The sequence below is a fragment of the Streptomyces sp. NBC_00459 genome (genome assembly GCF_036013955.1).
Taxonomy (GTDB): domain Bacteria; phylum Actinomycetota; class Actinomycetes; order Streptomycetales; family Streptomycetaceae; genus Streptomyces.
The window spans coordinates 326560-349101 of record NZ_CP107903.1; the positions used below are offsets into that span (position 1 = coordinate 326560).

At 68.1% G+C, this 22542-nt stretch carries 19 protein-coding genes; 6 read left to right on the plus strand and 13 right to left on the minus strand.

Annotated elements, in window-relative coordinates:
- Positions 1-36 precede the first annotated feature (36 nt).
- The 7 genes from OHN74_RS01220 to OHN74_RS01250 all read right to left on the minus strand — a co-directional run bounded on the left by OHN74_RS01220 (position 37) and on the right by OHN74_RS01250 (position 7327).
- Positions 37-642: a hypothetical protein gene (locus tag OHN74_RS01220; protein WP_327692607.1), complete on the minus strand. Its 606-nt coding sequence runs from the start codon at positions 640-642 to the stop codon at positions 37-39.
- A gap of 104 nt (positions 643-746) precedes the next feature.
- The gene (gene istB / locus OHN74_RS01225) at positions 747-1538 is read right to left on the minus strand and encodes an IS21-like element helper ATPase IstB (RefSeq protein ID WP_327692608.1); all 792 of its coding nucleotides are present in this window, start codon (positions 1536-1538) and stop codon (positions 747-749) included.
- Positions 1538-3043, minus strand: coding sequence for an IS21 family transposase (gene istA, locus OHN74_RS01230; RefSeq protein ID WP_327692450.1), 1506 nt, complete (start codon positions 3041-3043; stop codon positions 1538-1540). The genes istB and istA overlap by 1 nt, the downstream gene beginning before the upstream one ends.
- A gap of 125 nt (positions 3044-3168) precedes the next feature.
- Positions 3169-3606 (minus strand): hypothetical protein, encoded by a 438-nt coding sequence (locus OHN74_RS01235; protein ID WP_327692609.1) that lies wholly within the window; start codon positions 3604-3606, stop codon positions 3169-3171.
- Between the two features lie 267 nt (positions 3607-3873).
- Entirely contained in the window at positions 3874-4833 is a 960-nt protein-coding gene (locus tag OHN74_RS01240; protein ID WP_327692610.1) for a DUF1152 domain-containing protein, read from the minus strand.
- A 619-nt stretch (positions 4834-5452) separates the two neighbouring features.
- The gene (locus OHN74_RS01245) at positions 5453-5953 is read right to left on the minus strand and encodes a peptidylprolyl isomerase (RefSeq protein ID WP_327692611.1); all 501 of its coding nucleotides are present in this window, start codon (positions 5951-5953) and stop codon (positions 5453-5455) included.
- A 1206-nt stretch (positions 5954-7159) separates the two neighbouring features.
- Positions 7160-7327 carry a hypothetical protein gene (locus OHN74_RS01250; RefSeq protein ID WP_327692612.1) on the minus strand — a complete coding sequence of 56 codons (168 nt, stop codon included), beginning with the start codon at positions 7325-7327 and terminating at the stop codon, positions 7160-7162.
- Between OHN74_RS01250 and OHN74_RS01255 the strand changes: the two genes are divergently transcribed.
- The gene (locus tag OHN74_RS01255; protein ID WP_327692613.1) at positions 7326-9005 is read left to right on the plus strand and encodes a serine/threonine protein kinase; all 1680 of its coding nucleotides are present in this window, start codon (positions 7326-7328) and stop codon (positions 9003-9005) included. The two genes, OHN74_RS01250 and OHN74_RS01255, sit on opposite strands and share 2 nt — an antisense overlap.
- A gap of 660 nt (positions 9006-9665) precedes the next feature.
- On the opposite strand, the gene OHN74_RS01260 is transcribed toward OHN74_RS01255, so the two are convergent.
- Positions 9666-9881: a DUF6243 family protein gene (locus OHN74_RS01260; RefSeq protein ID WP_327692614.1), complete on the minus strand. Its 216-nt coding sequence runs from the start codon at positions 9879-9881 to the stop codon at positions 9666-9668.
- Between the two features lie 476 nt (positions 9882-10357).
- Here OHN74_RS01260 and OHN74_RS01265 point away from each other — a divergent pair, with 476 nt between their 5' ends.
- Positions 10358-11560 (plus strand): hypothetical protein, encoded by a 1203-nt coding sequence (locus OHN74_RS01265; RefSeq protein WP_327692615.1) that lies wholly within the window; start codon positions 10358-10360, stop codon positions 11558-11560.
- Positions 11561-12016: 456 nt separating this feature from the next.
- On the opposite strand, the gene OHN74_RS01270 is transcribed toward OHN74_RS01265, so the two are convergent.
- The 4 genes from OHN74_RS01270 to OHN74_RS01285 form a co-directional block, all read right to left on the minus strand.
- Positions 12017-12457 carry a VOC family protein gene (locus OHN74_RS01270; RefSeq protein WP_327692616.1) on the minus strand — a complete coding sequence of 147 codons (441 nt, stop codon included), beginning with the start codon at positions 12455-12457 and terminating at the stop codon, positions 12017-12019.
- A gap of 267 nt (positions 12458-12724) precedes the next feature.
- Positions 12725-13084 (minus strand): hypothetical protein, encoded by a 360-nt coding sequence (locus OHN74_RS01275; protein WP_327692617.1) that lies wholly within the window; start codon positions 13082-13084, stop codon positions 12725-12727.
- A gap of 280 nt (positions 13085-13364) precedes the next feature.
- Entirely contained in the window at positions 13365-14033 is a 669-nt protein-coding gene (locus OHN74_RS01280; RefSeq protein WP_327692618.1) for a hypothetical protein, read from the minus strand.
- The gene (locus OHN74_RS01285; protein WP_327692619.1) at positions 14030-14314 is read right to left on the minus strand and encodes a hypothetical protein; all 285 of its coding nucleotides are present in this window, start codon (positions 14312-14314) and stop codon (positions 14030-14032) included. The genes OHN74_RS01280 and OHN74_RS01285 overlap by 4 nt, the downstream gene beginning before the upstream one ends.
- Before the next feature lie 258 nt (positions 14315-14572).
- Here OHN74_RS01285 and OHN74_RS01290 point away from each other — a divergent pair, with 258 nt between their 5' ends.
- The 4 genes from OHN74_RS01290 (at position 14573) to OHN74_RS01305 (ending at position 20660) form a co-directional block, all read left to right on the plus strand.
- Entirely contained in the window at positions 14573-17128 is a 2556-nt protein-coding gene (locus OHN74_RS01290) for a CHAT domain-containing protein (RefSeq protein ID WP_327692620.1), read from the plus strand.
- A 26-nt stretch (positions 17129-17154) separates the two neighbouring features.
- Positions 17155-17748 (plus strand): tetratricopeptide repeat protein, encoded by a 594-nt coding sequence (locus tag OHN74_RS01295; RefSeq protein ID WP_327692621.1) that lies wholly within the window; start codon positions 17155-17157, stop codon positions 17746-17748.
- Between the two features lie 793 nt (positions 17749-18541).
- Positions 18542-19456, plus strand: a complete 915-nt coding sequence (locus OHN74_RS01300) for a DUF1353 domain-containing protein (RefSeq protein WP_327692622.1) — start codon at positions 18542-18544, stop codon at positions 19454-19456.
- Positions 19457-19772: 316 nt separating this feature from the next.
- Positions 19773-20660: a GNAT family N-acetyltransferase gene (locus OHN74_RS01305; protein WP_327692623.1), complete on the plus strand. Its 888-nt coding sequence runs from the start codon at positions 19773-19775 to the stop codon at positions 20658-20660.
- Between the two features lie 107 nt (positions 20661-20767).
- On the opposite strand, the gene OHN74_RS01310 is transcribed toward OHN74_RS01305, so the two are convergent.
- Positions 20768-21643 (minus strand): ATP-grasp domain-containing protein, encoded by an 876-nt coding sequence (locus tag OHN74_RS01310; RefSeq protein WP_327692624.1) that lies wholly within the window; start codon positions 21641-21643, stop codon positions 20768-20770.
- Between the last annotated feature and the right edge of the window lie 899 nt (positions 21644-22542).

Consider the following 22542-nt stretch of genomic DNA (forward strand, 5'->3'; position numbering starts at 1 on the left):
GGAGCTCCAAAACGCAGGAGCCCACAATCAGGTCCGTCAGCTGGGAATCTGGAGGTCCGTGCAGTGGTGGCGTTTCGCTGAGGCTCGGGCGAAGCCGGTGAGCAGGTCCTCGGCCACGTCTCGCCGCGCGGGGGTGTCGATGGGCTCCCCGGTGTGGAGCGTGAACAGTGCCCGAGCGCTGAAACCGGGGCACTTGGCGCTCGCCCACGTGCCCCAGGCATCGCTTCCTGCCCTCCGGCTGTACTGCAGGCCATTATTATCCTCATCCGTTGCCGACCGATGCCTCTGGGCGAACGGGCCGAACCAGGAAGCGAGGCGGTAGCGGGCCACACCGTGCACCTTGTCCTCACCCAGCAGGCAGCCCTCTACCGGGGCCATGGCCGACGTCTCCGTTTCCATGATCGGCCGGACCAGGCTGGCCCGGCCACGCAGCGGCACCCCCTGGCAGGTCCCCTCGGCGACGCCTGCTCCCGACGGCTTGGGCGCTTCCGGGAGATCCGGGATCCGACCGCCGAGGTCCGCATCGCACGACCACCGGCCGGCTGCCTTCACCGCGGTGGCGGTGACCAGTTCGGCAATCTTGCGAGCTCTGTCCAAAGACCGGTCGTCGGCGAAGATCGCCTTCGCCGAGACGGCTGTCAACGGCCACTCAGTTCTCCCCGGAGGCGGCCAGTAATTCTCCCCGCTGGCGGCCAGTAGATCTTCCCCAACCGCGGCCAGATATCTCCCCGCTGTTGGTGGGTGGATCAGCGCAAGGGGATCACCCCCTGACCGCTGGTGGCCTGGTTGAGCCGGAAGGAATCACCTTGGGTGACCACCACGTGAGCGTGGTGCAGGAGCCGGTCCACGGTCGCGGTGGCCAGGGTCTTGGGCATGATCTCGTCGAAGCCGGAGGGGTGGAGGTTGCTCGAGACGGCCAGCGCCCGCCGTTCGTAGGCGGCATCGACCAGCCGGTAGAAGCCCTCGGCGGCATCGGGTGAGACCGGCAGCAGTCCGATGTCGTCGACGATGATCAGGTCGGTCCGGATCAGCCGGGCCATCGCTCTGGCCAGGGAGTCGTCGGCTCGGTGGCGGCGGACGAGGGCTCCGAGGTCTTCGATGGTGAACCAGGCGACGGTCATGCCGGCTTCGATGGCGGCCTGTCCCAGGGCTTCGGTGAAGTGGCTTTTGCCCGTGCCCGAGGGTCCGCAGATGCAGAGGTTCTCCTTGCGGGTGACCCACTCGAGCATCTTCAGCGAGTCCTGGGTCGGCCAGGGAATTGAGGAGGCGGTCTCGTCCCAGTCGCCGAAGGTCTTGCCCGCGGGGAACCCGGCCCGCTTGCGGCGGGTGCGGAGGTTCGCGGCGTCCCTGCCGGCAGCCTCTTCGGACAGGAGGACGCGGACGACCTCGGCGGGGTCCCAGCGTTGGGCCTTCGCGGTGGGGATCAGGTCGGTCAACGCCCTCCGGATGTGCGGGAGTTTCAGCCGCCGGGTCAGCTCGATGGCCTCGGCGAGGGGATCGCCGTGGGTGCCGGTGACGGTGCGGATCGGGGTGGCCATCAGTGCTCTTCCTTCTCGTCGGCGACGCCGAAGTTGGACCAGGCGGAGGTGCCCGGCTGGAGGCTGTGGTTCTCGGAAGGCCGCGTGGGTTCGACTGTCTCCAGGCCGACTTGGTAGGTGAGGATGCGGATCAGGTCGTTCTCCGCGAACCGTCCGGCGACCGCCGCCGAGCCCAGGGCCCGGTCGACATCGGCGGCGGAGTGGAGCTTGGCCAGCGCGACGGCCTCGGCCATCTTCGACTTGACCCTGCGGGCTCCGGCCGCGCCGGCCTCGATCAGCCAGGACGCCGCCCCGGGACCGAGCGCGAGGAAGGCCGCTTCCTCGGCCGAGTTGGCCTTCGGTGTCCGGTCGCCCTCCTTGTCTTCGCGGGGCGGGTAGTGCTCGTCCTTGATCTGCGGGCTGCCGGGAGTCGAGCGGTCGTGCCGGGCGACCTCGGCCGGCCCGTCGTCCGCGACGGCGGTGACGATCAGCTCGTCGCCGTTGAAACGGGCCCAGACCCGGGTGTCGACGAGTTGGTGCGGGACCGAATAGCGCACGCCTTCAACAGAGATGGTGGCGTCCCAGTTGACCCGTCTCGTGGTGCCGAACGCGACCGCGAACGGCTCCTTCGGCAGCGGGTGCAGCCGCTGCCGTTCCTCGGCGAGGGCCTCGGCGGGCTTGCGCCGGCTGGCCCGGTGGACCCGGTTGTTGACCTCGTCGCAGAAGTCGCGGCAGGCCGCCTCCAGATGTCCGAACGACCCGTACTGCTCGAGCAGGTTGGCGTCGGTGGGCACCAGGTCGGCCTTCGCGATGCGGACCGTGGCCTCGGATCCGCCCTTGGTTTCCGGGTCGGCCGGCAGACACGTACGGATGGTCAGCCCGTAGTGCCTGGCCACCTCGACGATGTCCGGGTTGCGGACCGCGATGTTCGCGATGTGCATCGTGGTGACCGTCTTCTCGTTGTCGGTCAGCGCATAGGCAGGCACCCCTCCTATTCGCCGCAGAGTGGAGTCCAGGCAGGCCACGATCGTCGGCAGGGTCTTGTCGAACACCGGGATGACGACGCGGAACCGGGACCAGGCCAGCCAGGCGCACCACAAGGAAGTACGGCGTCCGCCGATCCGCGGCCCTTCGCCCCAGTCCCACTGCAGCCACAATCCGGGCTCGGTGATCCACGGCCGATAGACCCGTCGCGATCCGGCCCGCAGGCTCGTCTTGACCTCCGCGACCACCCGCCGGGTGGTCCTTTCCCCGCCCGTGAAGCCCATCGCCGTGATCCGCCGGTGCACGACATCGGCACGGATCCGGCCGTGGGAGTTCACCACCAACTCCTCGATCTTCGCGAGGTATTCGTCGATCGGGCGGGCCCGGTGCTGCCGCTCGGTCGGGCTCTTGCCCTCGGCCCGAGCCTGCACATACCGGGCCACCGTGTGGTGGTCGCAGCCGGCCAGCTCGGCCGCTGCTCGGTAACTCCCCGTGAGGTCGTATGCCTCAAGGATCTCCATGATCTCCCTGCTGTTCTTCACACCGGTCAGCTTCGCCGACCGGTATCGGTCCAGGTCCGGGGAGATATATGGCCGTCCGTGGGGCAATCCTTGGCCAGGAATGGGGCGCTAAGTGGCCGCCTACGGGGAGTATCTACTGACCGCCGTCAGACGGCCACAGAGGCGTCCTGGTTACGGCACGGGAGCACCACGGAGGTGGTACTCAGATCCGTGAAACCGCGCCAGCCACCGCCAAGCGGGGTGGGCGGCACAGACGTCCGCTCTGGCTGAATCTCGGTGAATATACTCATGCCGAAGTCGTCGGCGCCGAGAGCCGCACCTGGAATCCGGCCGAGGGCGAGGATGATGTCTGCGACACGGCAACTGTCATAGTCGAGGCCAGCGCCGAAGCTCGACCTGGTGTAATCCAGGCCCGCTGTGTCCAAATCGGTGAACACAGCCGACTCGTCGTACGGAATCAGCCCCTTGCAGTAGGCGGCGAGCTTGTCCTCATATCGCCACCCCCGGGCAGTGTCACTCAGGCGATACCACGCAAAGCCCGCCACACAAGCCAGCACAAGCGGCAACGCCACGTACAGCGCCACCCGGCGCATCCCCCACATCGTTTCCCGCGCCCCTTCCGCCTGGCTGCTCCCGTCCCCGGGGCACCGTACCCTGCTGCCAACCATGTCGAGTTCCAACGGCAAACGGCCTCGGCCTGCGACAGGTTCAAGGACGGGTTCTCGGAGCGAGGTCACACGAGCAGATGCTTCACAGCCGACCGAAGCCGGTGATCCCCTGCATTCTCGACCGCGGTGTCCTTCCTGGCGGACCCACCGATGGCACCGGGCAGCACATCGTCGGCCTGGCCATCAGTGTGGGAAGCCGCGGGGTGGGCGAGTGACTGTGGATTCGCGGAACTCGGCTATCCGCGACTGGACTTGGCGCATCAGGTGGGTGTCCTCGATCCGGTCCAGGTAGAGGCAGCGGGCTGCCAGACCCGGGAGGTCGAAGGCGAAGTAGAGGGACATCAGCGGGTTCACGAACAACTCGCTGCCCCGGGTGCGGTCAGTGAACCGGACATCGCCGAACGAGCCGCGCACGGCTGCCGCGATGGAACCGTTCACGATGCTGGGGTACTCCGGGGTGTGGTGCTGAGCGTGCGTCACCGCGTCAAGGTAGAGAGCACCCTCACGGGTGGCACGCGGTATCGAGAACGCACCGAGGTACGCGCCGTCGCGCTCCAGGGCGGCGATATTCTCCAAGACCTGCACATGGTTCACGCCGTGATACGCGTCCACTCCGAAGCCGACCGAGGCGACGAGGCGGATCGGTACGTCGTCCAGCGCGGCCAGCGCAGCCACGCTGGCCAGATCCTCTTCCGGAGTACCGAGCCCGGCTTCGTCACCGCGCATCAGAATGTCCGTACCCCCGTCGACCAACACCACAGCGTCGACGCGGTGCAACTCGATCAGCGCTCGATAGGCGGCGCGCAGCGGACGCACTCCGGTCTGAGGGAAGGCGTACACGGTGCACGGGTAGCCGTGCTCGTGCAGCCACTGAGCAAGCGTCCGCTCGGGGAAATAGCTCTGGTGCAAAGCGGAGTCGGGAGTGATCGCCGCCAGGTCGGGGGCGACCCAGTCGTCGAGCGGAAGACCCTCGAGTGCGCTGAAGGAGAGGTTCGCGAGATGTACCTCCTTGCCCTGGTGCAGAAGGGAGAGAGCCAAGGGCAGGCCGGAGTAGATGTCGAATCCGCCACCCGCGCCCGCTACGAGGATCCGTTCGGCATCGGCAAGGCGAGTGAACAGCGGGTTGGCGTGGAGAGACGTCATACCGATCATTGTCCCGGGACCCGGCACCAGGCGCTTCCGAGTTCTCGCCCGACGGCAAAGCCGCGGAGCAAAGGGAATGAAGGACCCAGTGCAGGACCGTCAGAGCCGATCCGACGCGGTAACGGGACGCTGGCCAGCACCCGTTCATGAGACCACCTGAAGCAGTTCACACATGCGGGGAGGTGATGGTCCGGGAAATCCGGGCGTCTCGCGTTCCGGCGGCTCCAAGGCCGCCTGCAAAGGCGCGACACCGGGGCAGTCGGTTCGCCGATCAGCGGCGCGGCTACTTTGTCTCCTTGGTGTGAACGGACACCACGGCGCGGCCGTCCCGGCTACGACATACTCCGCCCGGTGGGAACCGAAGAGACGCTGAGCGCCTCTCTCGTGCGACCCGCACTGGTGGCGGAAACCGGCGTCGAAGTCGCCCGGGACAGTTCCCGACGCTTACGGCACTCGGCCCGCTGGCAGCGCGCCGGCCCCGGTCTCTCTCCCCCGGCGACGTCGCGCTCTTCGGCGCCCCTGGACAGCCTGCCGCTCCCGGGAGCCACAGGGAGCCGTGGTCCACGCTGATGTGGACACCCGTCTGGGGCGCTGGACAGGCGCCCCAGACGAACGATGATCAGACGGCGGGGACGACGCCACTCTCCTCAATGACGATCTTCTTTGCGGTGGTGCCGGAGCGGCTGCCGAGCGCCTCGATCGTCTTGACGATGTCCGTGCCCTCGACGACCTCACCGAAGACGACGTGCTTGCCGTCGAGCCACGGGGTCACCACCGTGGTGATGAAGAACTGCGAGCCGTTGGAGTTCGGCCCCGCGTTGGCCATGCTCAGCAGAAACGGCCGGTCGTGCTTGAGCTGGAAGTTCTCGTCGGCGAACTTCACACCGTAGATGCTCTTGCCGCCCGTGCCGTTGCCGTTGGTGAAGTCGCCACCCTGCAGCATGAACTCGGTGATGACCCGGTGGAAGGGCGCACCCTTGTAGCCGAACCCGTTCTGGCCGGTGGCCAGCTCACGGAAGTTGCGGGCGGTCTTCGGCACGACATCGTCGAACAGCCGGAACACGATGCGACCGAGGTCCTCACCGTTCGCGGAAACTTGGAAGTACACGTTCTCACTCATGGCAGTGATTCTCCACCATGGATTCAGGCCCACGAAATTCAGCGTCGACTCCCTCTCCTCCCATACCACCGCTCGCCTCCCGCAACGGCCGGATGGGGCAGCTGCGGGGAGAGGCCGAACGTCGCGCCGCAACAGACCGAACTGGTGGTCAAGGTCGGTGTGGACATCGCCCGGCACAGCGCAGACCAGCGGTGTCATCCCGTACGCCGGCACCGTGCCCGTACAGGCGCCGGCGTCAAGGAGGTGTCGATGTTCCGCGAAGACCGCACGCGAGCCCTCGCCATGAACCATGACTGGGACAAGGTCGGGCCGGCCACAGGGCGCCGGAAGCGTCGCCCCCCTGGAGCGTCACACGCCTCACGCCAACGGCACGCCGGGCGACGGCGGTCCTGGTAGAGGTAGGTGCGGGTATCGCGACCTCACGTTGACGAAAACATGGAGCCCAAGCGCCGAACCGCATCCCCTGCCGCCTGCGCACCCGTTCGATCACGCCCTTTGGAATTCCCGTTCCCGCCGCCGACCGCGACCAGCAGGGTGTCCCAGTTCACATGAAACGTGGCGTCGACGGCGGAACATCCAGGGGTAGTTGAGGGTTCATCTGTATGTGGCTGCGGAGGGGACAGTGTCCCCGGGCCTCACCCATAGCCCATGGGGAAGATCGTTCGGCTGAAGCCCCATGGAGCCCTTCGCCGCGAGGCGACCGCCCTCCGCACGCCACCACCTACCGCCCCGGCTGGTCTCCCCCGTCCAGCCGGGGCTTCACAAGTCGCGGCCCGTCCAGTTTCCCTGACGCTGCGCAGCGCCGGGCCAGCCTTCCACCTGCATTTCCCCGCAGGAAGCGGGGCGTCCTTCCTCGGACCACCAACTCATCCCCCGCCCCGAGTCGCGGCGGCCAGAGAACAGCAACATCAACGTCAACATCAAGTTGAGCGTGTGCGGCCAGCATGTTGGCCGTTGGCAAGGCCCTGCGCCGGCTAACACGAGCTGGCGGCGATTCATCGGGCAGCGTGCAGCCTCACCCGATACGAAGCTCACGAACCATCCGTGACTTTCGAGAGGAAGCCCCCCGCGCGGACCGCCGGCACCCCGCCGCCTCCGCAATCTGCGCACTCGCCGCACTGCTCCCCCCGGCCACCGCGCAAGCCGGGTGTGCAAGCGGGCCATGTTGCAGCTCGACCTGCCTGCCCCCGCAGAGATCTCTGCACCTCAGTAGTCGCTGAGGTGGAACTCGTAGCCCTCGCTGTCACAAGGGCCGCCGCCGTAGAGGTGGAGGTTGTCTCCGGTCAGATTGTGGTTCTCCTTGCACCACCAGCAGGAGCGTGCCGTCCATAGACTGTGCGGAGGATTTGAGCCGAACGAGACGGATGGTGGCATGGCCGGACCAGACGACGACGCTGGCCGTGTGATCGCCGGGCGCTACCGGTTGCTGAGCAGTCTGGGAACTGGCGGAACGGGGCGCGTCTGGCTCGCCCATGATCAGGAACTGGCATGCGATGTTGCGCTCAAAGAGGTTGCCGTGCCGCCGGGGACCACCGAAGCGGACCTGACTGCGCTCATCGCCCGAGCCCGAGGTGAAGCGCAGCACTCCGCCCGGCTGCGGAGCAACCCTCACGTGGCCACGGTGTACGACTGCATTGTCGACAGCGGCCTTCCTTGGATTGTCATGGAGTACGTGCCTGGAGCGCTGGATCTTGAGACAGCGGTACGCGAGTTCGGCCCCCTCTCACCGGCCGAAACAGCGAGGGTCGGCCTGGACCTCATCGACGCGCTGAGTCACGGCCACCAGTTGGGCATTCTCCACCGGAACGTCCAACCCTCCAATGTCTTGTTGACCCGGCAGGACACTGCCGGCACCCAGGGCACCGGAATCGGACGGGTGCTGCTCACCGACTACGGCGTCTCCCTCCGGCAGGACTCGGGCGAGCCGAGACTCACCACGGATTCCGAAATCATCGGGACCCCTGGCTACCTGGCACCTGAACGCGCTCACGGCTCAGCTCCCACGCCGGCATCGGACCTGTTTTCGCTCGGCGCCACGCTCTACTTCGCCGTCGACGGGCACAGTCCCTTCGACCGCACGTCCTCCGCGGCCACACTCAGCGCGCTGCTCGCCGAGGATCCGGCGCCTCCCCGTCGGGCCGAGGGCCTGGCGCCCATCCTGCTGAGACTGCTGGCCAAGGACCCTGCCCAGAGACTGGGCGCCGACGAGGCAACTCACCTGTTACACCAGTTCACCGCCCCCTCCCTACCGGGAAAGTACGAGCCGACCAGCGCGGCTGGGCCGCAGTCCTCCGCGCAGGCGCCGATCCCGCAACCGCCTGAGCTTCCATCAGCTCCGCATCCTGAATCGCACCCGCCGCAGGTGCCCCGTACGACGAGGCACGCCGCGCTCCCATGGAGCCGTCCGAGGGCCGCACCTGGTGCAGCCCGTCGGCAGCCATCTCGCAGGACCCGCCTCATCATTGCCGCGACCGCTACCGCGCTCGTCTTCGGAATCGGCGCCGGGACATGGGCACTTGTCACAACTCCCAGTGAACCAGACGAGTCATCCCGTATCGCCTCCCCCAGTACCTCCCCGAGCGTGCCCTCGCATTCCCTGGACTCCTGGGCCAAGAAGATCTGTCACGCTCAGCAGCCGCAGGCCAGGAAAATCGAGGGCGCCCACACCGCAATCCTGCAGCAGGCCTCGGAAAACAGCACCCCGGAAGAAGTCCAGAGGGCCGATTCACAGGCCTTCCAGGACATGTCCGACGCCTACAAGGCGATCGGCGACTCCCTGAAAGCCGCAGGGCCGCCTCCGGTGTCCGACGGCCGGAAGAGGCAGCAGGACGCCGTCAAGGAACTGGAGTACATCTCCGCGTCGTACGCGAACCTCAAGAAGCAGGTCGACGGACTGGACACCACAGACCAGAGCAAGTTCGCGGACGGCCTCACGAAGATCGCCCAGGAGCTGGACAAGCTTGGCCAGAACCCCAACGGCGCGCTTGTGAGGCTCGAAGAAGGCGACGTAGGTGAGGCCATGCAGAAGCAGGAACTCTGCAGGAGCGCGTAACAGCAGGAGCAGGTTGTCGATGCCGGTGTGCGGCCGCAGGCTGTTGGCACTGGCACTGGCACTGGCACTGGCACCAACAGCGGGGCGCTGGGGTCGGGCTCGATGTGGCAGGTCGCGGAGAAGGGCTCTGTTCCGGCCGGGGGCGGTCATGGAGGCTCGAACGCCCCGCCCCTGTGCCGAGGATGACTCGGGCCGTCCGAAATCGGGGGCGGGACGTCGAGGCTATCCGGCCGAAGGAACCGCCGAGTCGACCGACTTCTTCACCCCGGAGGGCCAGGCGGAGCAGATCGACAGGCTGCTGGCCACCGGGAAGTCGCCTGGACGCAATCCACCGAGACAGGCAGGGAACACCCGCCCAGGCCGGTGGACGACTACTTCCCGGCCTGGTCCTGGAACTCGACGCCACGCTGATCACCCGCCAGGCGGAGACAGAACAGTCCGCGCCCGCCTACAAGGGCAGGTTCGGCTTTCATCCGCTGCTGTGTTTCCTGACGAATACCGGCGAGGCCACGTCTGGGAATGGGCCCTCGCCAGGTGAGACGCAGGGTCGGCCGAGAGCTCAGCGCGACCGGTGGCACCCGCTACGGCAGCAGGGCCCGGACCGCGCATGTTGCGGTCCGGACCCTGCCCCGTGCGGTGCCGTCCTGCGGCGGCGGTGCGTCAGCTCTGCGCGGTGCCGTCGGCCGCCTGGTCGGTGCCCTCAGCTGCGCGTGTCTTCTCGCGCATCTTGCGCACCAGCTCCGCCTTCTGGTCGGCTGCACCCTGGCGGTCGAGGTTGCGGTGCGGACCGTTGTTCTGCCGTTCGGCGCGGGACAGCTTCTTGCGCTTGCCACCGCCCATGCCCACAGGGTTGTTGATGTTCTTGCTCACGGTCACGGGTTCTCCCGGTAATGATGTGAAGTGATCTAGGGATTCATCGGTGGGGGACGGGCGGCGACATCGAAGGATGTCAGCAGCGGCCCATCACACTCTCACTCGTAAATCGGTGTCTGGAAGAACATGACAAAGACATTACCCGGTTCCGTCGGCGCCGCACACCAACCTTTTCACCGCCCCGGCGTCGACCGGGCTGTCGGCGAGTGCCCCGGGACAGGCGTTCCCTTCCGGGATTCTCAGCACCGTCAGCAGGCGCCGGCGGTCGCAGCCCGCCCGGGGCAGTGTCGACTCGGCCTCGCCGTCGCCGCGTTCCAACGGCACGAACGTCTGATTTTGTGGCCGTCCGCACGCTGTTCGGTCGATCGGAACCGATGTAGAAGTGAGGGCTGTGCAATATCCGGTCGACTGGTGCCCTGGGGAGGGCACAGCGGTCTGCCTGATCGTTCTCGTTTCGACCGATCGGTTCAAGGGGGATCATGCGCATACGTTTACGCGCCTGGATGCTGGCGGGCGCGGGCCTGCTCACCGTGAGCGGCGGTCCGGCGTACGGGGCCGGCACGTCGCCGGCCGAGCCGGCGGCGGGGTCCGTGCAGTACAGCGTGCAGGATCTCGGCACCCTGGGCGGTACTCGCAGCAAGGCGACCGCCATCGACCACAACACGGTTGTCGGGAGCTCACTGACGAGCGGCAACGCCGCCGAGCATGCCTTCGCATACGACCTGCGAAAGCACACCATGACCGATCTCGGCAGCCTGGGGGAATCCAGCCAGGCAACCGACGTGGAGGGGAACTACGTCGTCGGGGAGTCGGACCTCTCCGCCAACGGCCCCACTCATGGATTCGCCTACAACATCCGCACCCGTAGTCTCGTTGACATCGGCACTCTGGGCGGCAGCCGTACCAACATCACCGGCCTCAACGGTGACACCGTGGTGGGCACGTCGTCGCTGCCTGGCGACACCGTCACCCACGCCTTCGCGTACAGCCTGCGTGCCCGGACCATGACCGATCTCGGTAGCCTCGCCGGCCCGTCGGGCCACAGCACCGCGGCGGCCGTCAGCGGAGCGATCGTCGTGGGCAGCTCCTCCCTGCCGGACGCGCCTGCCAGCACAAAACACGCCTTCGCGTACAACCTGCGCACCCGCACGATGACCGATCTCGGCACCCTCGGCGGAACCTCCAGCACAGCCAACGACATCAGCCATTCCACCGTGGTCGGTCAGTCCCGAACCATCGGCAACGGGTACTCCGGGTACGCCTACAACCTCCGCACCGGCATCCGCACAGACCTCGGCCCCCGCTTCCTCACCGCCCAGCTGATCAGCGGGAACACCGTGATCGGCGGTGACAGCCTGCTCTCCAGCTCGTTCGACCTGAAGACGCACACCAGTGCCACCATCGGCCCCGGACGAGGTGTCACCGAGGTCAAGCAGATCAGTGGGAACACCATGGTCGGCGACAACTTCGCCCCCAACTCCTTCGCCTTCGTCGCCCACGCCGACAACGGCGACTTCACCTACCTGCCCTCCCTCGGCGGCACCAACTCGTCCGCGACACAGGTCAACCGCCACGGCGTCGTCGCGGGCAGCGCAGCCCTCCCGCCCACTGACCCGTCCACCGCCAACGGGCCCTTCCACGCCACCGTCTGGACACCACACACAGCGGCACAAGAAAGCTGAACCAGGTCTGTCAGCGGCTCCCTCATCGAGGTTTCACCTGATGGGACCGAGGCGAAGATCGGCGTGGGTGTGTTCCTGAGCAACAGCGAGAGCAGGAGCGAGAAGCTCACCGCCGACAAGCGCACCGCCCGCACCGCCCTCGGACTCAAATGGGCGGCGGCCGGGTGGCCGTGTCGGACCGTGCGAGGGGCCGTGCCGCGTCGGCACGGCCCCCGCTGGTTCCGTCGTTTCAGGAGCCTGTACGCGAGGGTGGCCACAGGAGTTCGGGCGCGTTCTTCGTCGTACGCATGCCGGTGTACGACCCGTTCCAAGTGCGGGCGATCGGTACGTTGCGCGGGGTTTCCGTCCTTGGCGACGCAGGCCGGACAGGTCATGTCACGGGCCGGCAACTCCTGGCTGACCAGCGGTTCAGAACCTCGATGAGCTCGTTCGGACGCATGGTTCGGTTCCTCCCCTTCAGCGCAGTTGCTCGGCCAGTCCCACGATGATGCCCTCCGGGCCGCGGAGGTAGCAGAGCAGATAGCTGTCCTCGAACCGGGCGATCTCGCCGACGAGTTCGGCGCCGTGAGGGCGCAGGCGGGCAACGGTGTCTTCGATGTCGTCGACGGCGAACATGACGCGGTGCGTGCCCAGAATGTTGTGCGGCCGGTTGCGCGGCCCGGCGCTGATCACCGCGGGGCTGCGGTACTTCGCCAGTTCGAGCCGACTGTGACCGTCCGGGGTCCGGACCATCGCGATGTCACAGCGGACGCCGTCGAGTCCGGTGCACTGATCGGCGACGAGGCCCTCGACCTCGGCCCTGCCCTCCAGCTCCATACCTAGTTCCACGAAGAACGCGATGGCGGCGTCCAAGTCCTCGACGACGATGCCGACGTTGTCCATCCGCTGAATCGCCATGCTGGATTCTCCTTCTTCCTCGTGCGACCGGTGGTGGCCGCTGATGCCCCTGGGACGGAGCCGGTGGCACGTTCTCGACATCCTCACCACCGAACTCCGAAACAAATCTGGATCACACCTCAGCACCGCTGCAGCAGACCCGCGAGCCGTGCGCTACCGCCGACGGGGAGCGCGGCGCAGGTAGCCGCTCCCGTGAGGACGATCAGCCGCAGCGTGCCGTCCTCGTCCTTCCATGCTTCCTCGACGATTCACAGCGTTCGCACCTGCTCATCGCGCCACCACAATCAATTCACGCTGCCGGGTCACCCCTTGGCGGGTGGAGCCGCCCGTGCCGGCCGCTTTCAGGGCGTTGGTCTCCGTCGACGCCGGCCGGGTCGTGTCGCACTCGAGGCGCGGCACCGAATGGGGTTGTCGTTCCCGGAGGTTGCCGGCGAGGCCGCGCGGCTGCCGGACACGACCGCTCTGGACGGCGAGCCGGTCGTACCGAACATCGCGGGCCGCCGCGCGTTCGAGCGGTTGCGGAATCGGAACCGGCTTGCCCGGCACGGTGCTCGGGCGGCCCTGCGGCAGAGGAATGGTGGGCCACTTCGTCGCGTTCGATGTGCTCACACTGTCCGGGACGGACACGGACTCCTGACCGTGTCGGCGCGGCGCGGGGTCACCCTGGAGTTGTTCTTCGTCGCGCGTCGACTGTCGGCGCCATGGGCGCCAGGGCGGGATCCGGTTGGCCCTTGTCACCTTCGGCTGGTGATCATCCCTCAATTGCCGCTGCCGGATCGCCTTTCGGACCGTTGGACTCCCCCAGGGCTGCGAGGGAGACCATGGGCTTGTCGCAAGCGGACGGTCGGTGTCTTCGTACGGGCAGGAGGCGTGCTGGGAGGGCGTCCGGCCAAGACGGATTGCGCTCTCAGCCGCAGGCAGCCACCACGGACAGGTTGCTCACCCGCGCCATCGGGATGACGGCGGCGCTGTGCGCTCCCGCCACGGTCAGCCGCAGCATCCCGCCGTCCGCCGATCGCAGGATGCCGCAGGTCGCTGTCGAGTCGTGTTCGACCTTCAGGTAGGCGGGCGGGGAACCGGCGGTTGTGGGGGCGGGGGCCCACCAGGTCAGGCCGACGCCGGCCAACAGGCACAGCAGGCCCGCGGCCACGGCGGCGCGGGCGATGTCGAGCCTGGCCCCGGCATGTCGGGCGGCAGCGACCCGGAGAGCCCGGACCGATCCGTACCGTTCGTGGACATCGGCCAGGGTCAGTGTCAGGGAGCGACCGCCGGCCTGGGCGGCGAGCGCCTGCCACAATCCGATCACGCTGGAGGCGAGGCCAAGCGCGACCAGCGTCGTGACGGCGATCCGCCAGCCGACGGGCATGTCGCCGACCACGTCCCGCCCCTTGATCACGAAACCGGTGGTGACCAGAGTGATGAACGCGGCGAGGCCGTTGCGCCACTTCTCGGCGCTGTCCTGTACACGAGGCAGCGAGTCGTCGATGAGCCGCTCGAACTCGGCCCGTTCGGCCAGATCGAAGGGCGTGGGCGGTCGGTCGGGCAGCTGGGCCCGGTAGTGCGGCGGCACGCTCATGGGGTCGCCTCGTCCGGGCTGCCCGAGTCGAGCACCAGCTGGACCCGGAAGGCCACGCCGCAGCCGGTGACCTGCTCGGGGGCACCCGTGTGGGGTTCGCCGCAGCCACAGCTGACATCGATGACCACGGTCCGCGGCAGGGGCTCCCCGCGGTGTCCGCCCCTCACCGCGGTGACCGCCTGACCGACCTGCCGGTCGACGAACTGGTGACCACAGCGAGGGCACGGGCCGCCGACGGTCGCCGTCACCACTCCCTCGCCGACGACCATGTCTGCCTGCATCCCTCCTGACTGGATCAGGTGGAAGGCACGTTCGGTCCATCGGAAGGCCGTGGTTGCCTGGTAGGCCACATCGGCCCCCTCGACAGCGGTCGGCTCGCTCGGTATCAACCTCATCCTCCCCCGCTTGCGTGGAACTTCACCAGTGTAGTAACCGGTGATGGCAATATGGTCTGTGTGCGCGACTGGGTGGCACGACTGACTGGACGGCCGCGCGCGGGAGTTGAGGCGCGCCGGTCGTCTCCGTCATCGCGTCCGGTCATGGATGCGGCCGGACTCGACGAGTTCGTGGAGCGGCAGCGAGCACTGGGCGCGGGCCCGGCCGCCAAGCCCACCGACGTGATGCGCCTCGCCGAGGCTCTGGTCACACGGTTCGAACTCGCGGGGCGGCCCGTGGACCTGGACGACGCCATAGCCGCCGGCCGACGGGCCCAGCAGGGTTTCCCGGCCGACCACCCGCACTGGGCCGAAGCAACCGGCAGGCTGCGGCAGTGGTTGTCGGAACGCCACCGGCTGCGCGCCGACCCCGAGGACCTGGACGAGACGATCGCACTCACCCGCGTGCTGATCACCGCACGTCCGGCCGGCACGGAACCGGCGGACCTGATCGACGAGTTGGGTGGGCTACTGACCACACGGTACGACCGGACAGGATCGATCACCGACCTGGAGGACGTACTGAAGGCGAGCAGCCAGGCGGTCAACAAGACCGCCACCCATGATCCGGCCTGGGCGGGCCGGATGGGGAACCTCGCCATGGCGCTGCGCCTGCGCTTCCTCCGGACCGGCGCGGAAGCCGACCTCGACCTGGCGGTCCACACCGCCGAAGTGTCCGTCGAGTACATGGATCCTGGCCGCTCCGGATACGCGACCGTCCGGTCGAACCTCGGCATTCTCCTGCGCTCACGCTTCGAACGATCCGGTGACCGGGACGACCTCGACAGAGCCATCGGCCTCTACCGGCAGGCCGTCGAGCACAGTTCCGCTGATCCGCTGACCCGGTCGGTCCTGCTGTCCAACCTCGCGTCCTCCCTGCACGACCGGTTCACGCACGCCGGGAACGACGCCGATCTGGACGAAGCGATCCCCCTGGTGCGCAGTGCGATCGACCTCACCCCGCCTCACGATCCGGCGAAAGGACGCCATCTGGCCAACCTCAGCAACGTCCTGCTGTGCAGGCACGACCGGGACGGCACCGAAGCCGACCTGGACGAGGCACTCGAAGTGCTCCGCGCCGTCGTCTTCTCGCCGACAGCGACGCCGAAGCTCAGGGTGACGACGGCGCTCGTCTGGGCGGGGACAGCCGAACGCCGGGGCGATGCCGAGGCGGCCCTGCTCGCGTTGCACAGCGCGGTGGACCTGCTCCAGGTCGTCGCCTGGCACGGCCTGGACCGGGTCAGCCGCGAGTCGGCGCTGGACGACGTGCGCGGCCTGGCACGCGATGCGGCCGCCGTCGCAGTACGCCTGGGCAGGCCTGAACACGCGGTCGAAATGCTCGAACAGGGCACCTCGGTGCTCTGGGGACAGAGCCTGCGTCTGCGGTCCGATCTGTCGGAGCTGGCCGTGACCGAGCCGGAGTTGGTGGACCGACTGCACACGGCACGCCAGGGACTGGACGGCCGTACTGCGGACGACGTGCAGCGGGTGCGGCTGAGCAGGCTCTGGGACGCGACGCTGGAGGAGGTGCGCGGCCTCCCGGGATGGACGGACTTCCTGGCCCCCGTTCCCTTCGACCGCCTGCGCCACGCCGCGGACGAGGGACCTGTCGTATGGCTCAACATCTCCGCGGACCGCTGCGACGCGCTGGTGGTGAGGGACGGACGGGTGACCGTGGTGCCCCTGCCCGGGCTGAGCGAGGAGTCCGCGCTGGAGAGGTGCAACACCTATCTGGAGTCCCTGTCCTACGCCGCTCAGTTCAGAGGCCCTGAGGATTTCCTCGTGCGCGAGCGCTTCCGCGAGGAACTGGTGGACATGCTGGCCTGGCTGTGGGACACGGTCACCGAGCCCGTGCTCGATGCCCTCGGGTTCACCGGCACGCCGGGGGAACCACTGCCACGCCTGTGGTGGTGCCCGACGGGATCGCTGACGTTCCTGCCGTTGCACGCGGCCGGACACTACGGCTCCGGCGCGGATCGAACCCGGACGGTGCCCGGACGGGCCGTACCCTCCTATGCCTCCGGTCTCGGCTCGCTGCTGCGGGCCCGCCGCGACCGCGACAGAACCCCCGCCCGCGTGCTGGCCGTCGGAGTGGCCGAGGGAGACGGCCAGCAGCCCACCCTGCCCGAGGTGCGCCAGGAGATCGCCGGGCTCACCGCCGTCGTCCCGCCCGAGCGGCTCACCATCCGGACCGGGCCACAGGCCACTCGCGCCGCGGTGATGCGGGCGCTGACCGAGCACTCGTGGCTGCACCTGGCCGGGCACACGCAGCCTGATCCCGACCGGCCCCTGCACACCGGGATCGTGCTGTCTGACGGGCCGCTGACCGTCCTCGACCTCGCCGAACAGCACCTGGAGGGGGCGCAGTTGGCGTATCTGTCCGCCTGCATGACGACGTTGGGCAGCGGCCGGCTCGTCGATGAGGCACTGCACCTGTCGGCGGTCCTGCAACTCGTCGGCTACCGGCACGTGGTCGCGACCCAGTGGCACATCGAGGATCAGCACGCCGCACGGATAGCCGAGGCGGTCTATTCCCGGCTGTCCCGCAGCGGCGATCTGGACGCCGACAGCGCGGCGCGCGCACTGCACGACGCGCTCGACGAACTGCGGGAGCGGGCCCACCCGGTGGACTGGGCGGCGTATGTGCACAGAGGACCGTGAGAGCCAGAGACCGACAGGGATGACGAATGCACCGGAAGCTGCGCAAGGAAGTCAGAGAGATCGAAAAGCTTATCGCGGACAGCGGGCGAAACGCCGCGCCGAGTCCGGCGCAGCTGGCCGACCATGCCGCGGTCCTGGTGCGTGCCGGGGACGTCTATCGGTCGGCGGACCGGCTGCAGGACGCGGCCGCCTGCCTGACCGAGGCCCTTGACGCCTACCGGCGGCTCGATGACCTGCCCGGCGAGATGCGCACCCTGTCCGGCATGACTTTCGTCCTGCGCGCCCAGGACCGGTTCGCCGAGGCTGCGGACTGCTGCCGCCGATCACTCCTCATAGCGACAGATCTGGGCTGGGAGAAGATACGGGACACTCTCCAGTGGCGGATCGCCGCGATGGAGGCGGCCGACCGGGCGGGCATCGACGTGCCTGACGAGCTGGTCAAGGCGGCCCTGCACGGCGAGCCCGGCGAGGACTGGGTCTACGAGATCGACAGCAGCCGGGTCCAAGGAGACCACGCACCCCCGGAGGCCATCATCCGGGCCTGGCAGGTCGGCCCTGACCGTCTGCTCACCGGTGTGGTCATCCCCAACGCCAACTACCGACCGCGCAGGAAGCGGTAGGCAGGTGCAGCACGGCCCGCAGACCGCGTAGTTGCATTCTGTGGCGCTCGCCTCGAACGAATCGTTCGGCGACATCGGTGACGCTGGCCTCCCACCGCTGACGCAGCGCGGTATCGGCGGCCGGGAGCTCGCGTCCCGGGCCCGCTCGGTCAGCAGCGTGTCGTGCGCCGCCCGGGTCCATCGACTGGCGCCGGTCGCGCCGGACCATCGGCTTCGTGCGCGGCTGTGGCTTCGCCCTGCGGGCCGAGCTGTTTCCCTTGCCGGCGAACCGTGCGGGCGGGAAGGTACGTATGGGCGATGCCAGGCGCCGGTGCCGCGTGCCGTCCGCCAACCGCCGTTGCGACGCGGTAACAGTGGACCGTGTCCAGCTTCGGCTTCCACCTCACTCGCGATGGGTGGCCGGCCCGTTGCCGCGCCGGTTGTGGCCACCGCGAGCGCGTGACCGATCGGTCGTGCGGCGGGCAGCCGTCGGCGGCACACCAGGGGCAACTGTTCGTTGCACCAGAGCAGAGAAACGACACCGACACCGACACCGCTGCCGAGGAGCGCTCGCACACAGCCGGGCCGTGCAATCGCCGTACGAAGGTTCTGATCTCCGAGCAGCAACATCAGTCGCACTGGGCCGCTCGCCGACAGGCCGGACGGCGGCGCCGATCGCCGGAAGAGAAGACGGGTGTGAACCCGTGGTCGAGAGGGAGGTACCCATGTCAGTGTCCGACGGCTTCTTTGTGATCGACCCCCTGCCGAGGACCAACCGGTACAACAGGACGACCCGGACCGACGAGGCCACGCGATGACCCAGAACGCCGAGCAGCCCATTGCCCCGGAGACCGCTCGGTTCTACGACGGTGGCGTCGACGCCGACAAGGGACAACCGGAGGTTCTGCCCGATCCTGCCAGTCGTGCGCGGATCGAGCTGGTTCGGACCACCGAGAACGGCTGCGAAGAATTCAAGATGCAGCGCCGCATCGCCTACAACGACCGGCACCTCGGCGAGCTCCTGGTGCCCCGGAGGACCCGCACTTTCTGCAGCGATCTGACTTCGGTGCCCACGCTCTTCACCTGGCTCGTGCCGAAGACCGGGGAGCACCTTCCGGCGACGCTGCTGCACGACGGGCTGATCCACCCATCGGGGGACCCGACGTACACCTCGACCAACGGCCATGTCGTACACCGTGTGGAGGCCGACCGCGTTTTGCGCGACGCAATGGCGGACGCGGGCACCGCGCTGATCCGGCGGTGGCTGATCTGGTCGGCCGTGGCGATGGCGACCATGCTCGACGGCAGTGGAACGGGCTGGTCGAAAGGGCGCAAGTGGTATTACCGCCTGACTGCGGGCGTGACACTCCTGCTGGTCTTCGCGCTCGGCATCTACGCGTTCTTCGACCTGTTCGACGCGCACATCCCGAAGCTGCCCTGGATGGGAGACCGTCCGTGGTTCGTCGAAGTCGTCGGAGGGTTGTCGGGCGCGGTGGTGATCCCGCTCGTGCTGGCGCTGTTCTGGGGACGTTTCCGGATCGCCGGCGCGGTTGTGGGGGTGAGCCTCGCGGTGCTGCTGCCCGTCACGGTCGCTCTGCTCGTCCCGACCCTGATCTACCAGTTGCTGGAACTCACTGCGAAGGCGCCGAAGTTGGCACGCGGGCTGGCACTCGCGCTGGGGGCGGCGGCGCTCGCGGTATGGCTCACCTTGAGTCTCCGCCAACTTTGAGTCGCAGGTCAGAGAGCCGGTGTGACCAGAACTCGGGGCGCTCACACTGCTTGTGGGCGGCTGTCCGCTCCCCCGCTCACGCTGTGCCTGATCGCCGTCCCCGCGGTACGGCTCACTCTCCGGACGGGCTCCAGCGAACCGCTCGTCCCGCACAGAGACACCTTCTGCTAGCTTCCGTTCATGGGGCAACTCCACGCTTCAGAGCGGGACTTGGTGGGCATGGCGCATGGCCCAGCCCGATCCACGGTGCCCGCTGGAGTCGGGCGCTCTCTGGGAGCCGTACCACCGGCTCGATCAGCAGGAAGTAGCCATCGGTATGACGATTGTGTTGGGCAAGCCGGGAGCCGACGGGCTGAGCAGGATTGTGGACGTGCTGCGGGAATGGCAGTACGACGGGGCGCCGATGCAACTGCACCCGGGGGACCTGGGCTGGTTCTGGCGGTTCGGTGCAGAGGCGACCGCCGCGGCGGTCCGCACCTGGAGCCGGAACGGACGGATTCTCGCCGTCGGGCTGCTGGACGGTGCCACGCTGTTGCGGCTGACGATCGCGCCGGACGCCGTGCGGGACGAGGAGCTGGCGCAGCAGCTGATCGAGGACGTGACCGGGCCTGAGCGCGGTGTCCTGGTGGAGGGAGAGGTGTCCGTCGAGGCGCCGACGGGCGCACTGGTCCAAGATCTCTTGTTCGAGAACGGCTGGATCACCGACGAGCCGTGGACGCCGCTGCGTCGCGACCTGGCGGAGCCGGTGAAGGACCCAGGCGTGCGGATCAAGGTGATCGGTCCGGAGCAGGTGGACATGCGGACCGCCGTACAGCGGGCATCGTTCGACAGGTCGACGTTCACAGACGATCACTGGCACGCGATGGCAGCCGGATTGCCGTACGCCGACGCCCGGTGTCTGGTCGCGTACGACGACCAGGGCAACGCGGTGGCGGCTGTAACGGTGTGGTCGGCCGGTCCGGGGAAGCCCGGGCTGCTGGAACCAATGGGCGTGCACCGGGAACATCGCCGTCATGGCTACGGCAAGGCGATCACCGTCGCCGCGGCGGCCGCACTCCAGGAGCTTGGCTCGTCGAGCGCGATCGTCTACACCCCGAGCGCCAACGTCGCCGCCGTCACCACCTACGAGGCAGCCGGTTTCCAGCGACTCCCTGAGATCCGGGATCTGCGCCGGACTTGTCGGAGCCAAGGACCGCCGGGATGAACGGCATGGACCTGACCGGTCAGGTCCTGCACCGGACCGCCCTGATGGTGTCCGCGCCGCGGATCACTCTGGTGTGACGAAGGCCGGGGTGAAGGCATTTCCAAGTGCTACGGACCCACCAGCAGCGCGGCCAACTCGCCTCGACTGCTCGGGGGGAGGTCACTGACCTGGCCGTCACCGACTTCGACGACTCGCCACATCCCGTCCGAGCGAAGGGCCACGTCGGTTGTCACGAACCGGCATCCCAGGCTCCGCACCGCAGACACGATTTGGCCGAGGTCAGGTACCGGCCCGCGCTCGAACGGGTCGTCCGGGTGGGGTGTGACCAGTCTGGGTTCGCCGTCCAGCCACCACACGCGCGCTTCAGTCGCAACGGACTCCGGCTTCGAAAACTCCTCGAAGCTGCGCAGAACGATCCCACCAGCAAGGAACTCCTCCTGCAGTTCCACGAAGCGCCGCACGATCCGTGCCAGCCCCGCGGCGTCGGCGAGCTCGGGAACGAAGCACGCCTGCTCCCACTCGTGCTTGCGGGATTTGACGTAGTCCTTCACGATTCCCGGGCCCGGCGCCAACGGTTCGGCGAGAACAGCAAGGTCTTCTGCGGCCAGAACCTCACCCGGCTCGGTGGGACGCCACACGCTCGCGGGCGTGATGTCGACGAACTTCGGATACCAGCCCGGCAGTTCGTGAGCGGCCCGGTATTGCTCGGGAGCAACGAGCAGCGGGGTGCCGCGTCGGCTCAGCGCCTCAGCCAACGCGGGGTATCGATCGCCCGGAATCATCCAGCCCCGGTACCAGGCGCTCCCCAGCCCAGCCGGTACCTGGGCAACAGCTTGTTCTGCGTCACCCTGCAACAGCGCATCGTGGTCGACCAACCCGACCACCCCGCCACAGGCGCGCACCTCCTGTGCTTCCTGCGCGAAATGCTCGTCCACGCGTCGTGGATTCAACGGATCACGGCAGTACAGGACAGGAATCGGCACGACTGACACGCTACGGAATCTCCAGAGAGTCGGGCCACTGATTTCGCGCTGTCAGGCGCGGCGATCCGCCAACCGGTTCAGCCGCATGTACGGGGGCACGTCAGCCCGGTCACCTGACGGTGCGCGCGATCGTGCGTGGGACGCGTGGGTTTCCCCCACCTGCGCCGACTCTCTTCGATCCACCTGATCGAATAGGTTCCCCGCGCGGAAGACGTCGACGGTTCTACTCGGCTGGGTGGTGACGACGTGCACCCCTCGCGACGAGTCTTGATCCCGTATCTGAGCTGGACCTACGCGATTCAGCCGACCGCCGTAGGTGTGGGAGGTGCTACGCGTGTCGCCTGCCGTCGGATCCAGAGGCCGCCGGCCCCGAGGCCTGGGCGCCGACAGGTGCGACGGTGGCGCCGGCCCACCCGGTCGACGTCCTCACCCGCCTCCTCTTCAGCATCCTTGCCACAGGACTCGCCCCGACCTCCTTCTGCACCAACGAGGACCGCGCCCACTTCGACGGCCTCCGCGTCGACTTCACCGCCGAGGCGGTCAACACCCTCGGCTCACGACCCACCCCGACCCACCGCACCTTCAACGCGGTCGACCCCTATGACGACGACATCTCCCTGGACACGTTCGTGACATGGCTGCAAGAAGCGGGGCACCACCTCCGACACTCCCCCACACCTACTGGTCCCCCCGCCTCGAAACCGGCCTTCGCTCCCTCTCCGAACATCGCCGCCGCCACTCCCTCCTCCCCCACCTCCACGCCTTCACCCCGCCCACCCCCAAGCCCGGCTGCTTCGCCCCAGCCGCCCGCTTCCGCACCGCCGTCCGGGAGACAGGTATCGGCACGGACAAGGAGTACTGGCCTTCCGCATCGTTCACGCAGCCGATCGGTGCCTGCC

Excerpts from the sequence above, each read along its gene's own strand:
- OHN74_RS01295 (WP_327692621.1), top strand. The coding sequence starts at position 17,155 with ATGCACCGGAAGCTGCGCAAGGAAGTCAGAGAGATCGAAAAGCTTATC.
- OHN74_RS01270 (WP_327692616.1), bottom strand. The coding sequence starts at position 12,457 with ATGGCGATTCAGCGGATGGACAACGTCGGCATCGTCGTCGAGGACTTG.
- OHN74_RS01240 (WP_327692610.1), bottom strand. The coding sequence starts at position 4,833 with ATGACGTCTCTCCACGCCAACCCGCTGTTCACTCGCCTTGCCGATGCC.
- OHN74_RS01250 (WP_327692612.1), bottom strand. The coding sequence starts at position 7,327 with ATGCCACCATCCGTCTCGTTCGGCTCAAATCCTCCGCACAGTCTATGG.
- OHN74_RS01285 (WP_327692619.1), bottom strand. The coding sequence starts at position 14,314 with ATGCAGGCAGACATGGTCGTCGGCGAGGGAGTGGTGACGGCGACCGTC.
- OHN74_RS01265 (WP_327692615.1), top strand. The coding sequence starts at position 10,358 with ATGCGCATACGTTTACGCGCCTGGATGCTGGCGGGCGCGGGCCTGCTC.
- OHN74_RS01245 (WP_327692611.1), bottom strand. The coding sequence starts at position 5,953 with ATGAGTGAGAACGTGTACTTCCAAGTTTCCGCGAACGGTGAGGACCTC.
- OHN74_RS01255 (WP_327692613.1), top strand. The coding sequence starts at position 7,326 with ATGGCCGGACCAGACGACGACGCTGGCCGTGTGATCGCCGGGCGCTAC.
- OHN74_RS01305 (WP_327692623.1), top strand. The coding sequence starts at position 19,773 with ATGACGATTGTGTTGGGCAAGCCGGGAGCCGACGGGCTGAGCAGGATT.
- OHN74_RS01300 (WP_327692622.1), top strand. The coding sequence starts at position 18,542 with ATGACCCAGAACGCCGAGCAGCCCATTGCCCCGGAGACCGCTCGGTTC.
- istB (WP_327692608.1), bottom strand. The coding sequence starts at position 1,538 with ATGGCCACCCCGATCCGCACCGTCACCGGCACCCACGGCGATCCCCTC.
- OHN74_RS01280 (WP_327692618.1), bottom strand. The coding sequence starts at position 14,033 with ATGAGCGTGCCGCCGCACTACCGGGCCCAGCTGCCCGACCGACCGCCC.
- OHN74_RS01290 (WP_327692620.1), top strand. The coding sequence starts at position 14,573 with ATGGATGCGGCCGGACTCGACGAGTTCGTGGAGCGGCAGCGAGCACTG.